At 67.3% G+C, this 2,615-nt stretch carries 2 protein-coding genes; both read left to right on the top strand.

Features of this window, described 5'->3' with window-relative positions:
- Positions 1 to 1,212: phosphonoacetate hydrolase (phnA, locus tag BLV60_RS33805; RefSeq protein WP_093060159.1), on the top strand; the 1,212-nt coding region annotated here is incomplete at its 5' end.
- 27 nt (positions 1,213 to 1,239) lie between these two features.
- Positions 1,240 to 2,615, top strand: a 1,376-nt coding sequence (gene phnY / locus BLV60_RS33800; RefSeq protein ID WP_093060157.1) for a phosphonoacetaldehyde dehydrogenase, incomplete at its 3' end; no start/stop codon positions are given.

Genomic DNA, 2,615 nt, shown 5'->3' with positions numbered 1-2,615 from the left:
CTCGAAGTCAATGCCCGCAGCTACCGCTGGATGAGCCGCCCCGTCGTGGTGGTGTGCGTCGATGGCTGCGAGCCTGCGTACCTGGATGCCGCCATCGCAGCCGGCGTAGCCCCGTACATCGAGCGCATGCGCAAGACCGGAGCAGACCTGCTGGCCGACTGCGTGGTGCCCTCCTTCACCAACCCGAACAACCTGTCCATCGTCACCGGCGCCCCACCGGCCGTGCACGGCATCTGCGGCAACTACTTCTTCGACCGCGAACTCGGCCAGGAAGTCATGATGAACGACCCCAAGTACCTGCGCGCAGGCACCGTGCTCGCAGCCTTCGCCGACGCAGGCGCCTCGCTCGCGGTGGTCACCGCCAAGGACAAGCTGCGCAAGCTGCTGGGCCACCGCATGAAGGGCATCTGCTTTTCCTCCGAGAAGGCCGACCAGGCCACCATCGAGGAGAACGGCATCGACGGCGTGGTCGAGATGGTCGGCATGCCCGTGCCCTCGGTGTACAGCGCGGAGCTCTCGGAGTTCGTCTTCGCCGCAGGCGTGAAGCTCATGGAATCGCGCCGCCCCGACCTGATGTACCTGTCGACCACCGACTACGTGCAGCACAAGGCCGCCCCCGGCAGCCCCGCGGCCAACGCCTTCTACGCCATGATGGACGGCTACCTCGCGCAGCTCGATGCGCTGGGCGCCACCATCGTGCTCACGGCCGACCACGGCATGAACGACAAGCACGACGCCAATGGCGCCCCCAAGGTCATCTACCTGCAGGACGTGCTCGACGACTGGTATGGCAAGGACCAGGCCCGCGTGATCCTGCCGATCACCGACCCGTACGTGGTGCACCACGGTGCGCTGGGCTCGTTTGCCACCGTGTACGCCCCCGACGAGGCCCGCGTGCCGGGCTGGATCGAGCGCATCCAGCGCCTGCCGGGCATGGAGCTGGTGCTCTCGCGCAAGGACGCGGCCGCGCGCTTCGAGCTGCCGCCCGACCGCATCGGCGACATCGTGGTGGTCAGCGAGCAGAGCACGGTCATCGGCACCTCGGCCAGCCGGCATGACCTGTCGGCGCTGGAAGTGCCGCTGCGCTCGCACGGCGGGGTGTCGGAGCAGCGCGTGCCGCTGATCTGCAACCGGCCGGTCACCGGCATTGCCGCCAGCCGCCGGCTGCGCAACTTCGATGCGCTGGACCTCGCGCTGAACCACGCCCAGTAACGACAACGACTTCCGGAGCACTCCCCCATGAGCCAAGCCACCCTGAAGCCAGGCACCATTCACCGCGAAGCCCTGCGCATTGCCGGCGAGCGGATTCACCGCGACCGCACGATCGACGTCACCTACCCCTACACCGGCGAAGTGATCGCCACCGTGCCCAAGGCCACGCTCGAAGATGTTCGGGTGGCCTACAAGATCGCACGCGACTACAAGCCCACCCTCACGCGCTACGAGCGCTACAAGATCCTGATGCGCGCGGGCGAGATCATCGCCTCGCGCCTGGACGAGATCTCGCGCGTGATCACGATGGAGTCGGGCCTGTGCCGCAAGGACTCGCTGTACGAAGTGGGCCGCGCCTCCGACGTGCTGCTGTTCGCGGCCAACCAGGCGCTGGTGGACGACGGCCAGGTGTTCTCCTGCGACCTCACGCACCACGGCAAGAGCCGCAAGGTCTACACGCTGCGCGAGCCGCTGCAGGGTGCGATCACGGCCATCACGCCGTTCAACCATCCGCTGAACCAGGTGATCCACAAGGTGGCGCCCTCCATTGCCACCAACAACCGCATGGTGCTCAAGCCCAGCGAGAAGACGCCGCTGACGGCCTTCATCCTGGCCGACATCCTGTACGAGGCGGGCCTGCCGCCGCCGATGCTGTCGGTGATCACGGGAGACCCGCGCGAGATTGCCGACGAGATGCTCACCAGCGCCGACGTGGACCTGGTCACCTTCACGGGGGGCGTGGCCATCGGCAAGTACATCGCGGGCAAGGCGGTGTACAAGCGCCAGATCCTGGAGCTGGGGGGCAATGATCCGATCATCGTGATGGAGGACGCGGACATCGAGGAGGCGGCCACGCTGGCGGCCAGCGGCTCGTACAAGAACTCGGGCCAGCGCTGCACGGCGATCAAGCGCATGCTGGTGCACGAGGCGGTGGCGGACCGGTTCGTGGAGCTGCTGCTGGCCAAGACGCGGGCGCTGAAGTACGGCGACCCGATGGACCCGGCCACGGACATGGGCACGGTGATCGACGAGGCGGCTGCGATCCAGTTCGAGGCGGTGGTCAATGAGGCGATCAAGGCGGGTGCGAAGCTGCTGTACGGCAATGAGCGCAGCGGTGCGCTGTATTCGCCCACGGTGCTCGACCATGTGGACCCGCAGATGACGGTGGCCAGGCACGAGACCTTCGGGCCGGTCTCGCCGGTGATCCGCTTCAGGACGATCGAGGAGGCGATCCGCATCTCCAACGGCACGGCCTACGGGCTGTCGTCGGCGGTGTGCACGAACCGCATGGACTACATCACGCGCTTCATCCGCGAGCTGAACGTGGGCAGCGTCAACGTGCGCGAGGTGCCGGGCTACCGCCTGGAGCTCACGCCCTTCGGCGGCATCAAGGACTCGGGCCT

Origin of the sequence: Variovorax sp. YR634 (genome assembly GCF_900106655.1) — a bacterium.
Lineage (GTDB): Bacteria > Pseudomonadota > Gammaproteobacteria > Burkholderiales > Burkholderiaceae_C > Variovorax.
This window is presented reverse-complemented; position numbering and strand designations above follow the sequence as displayed.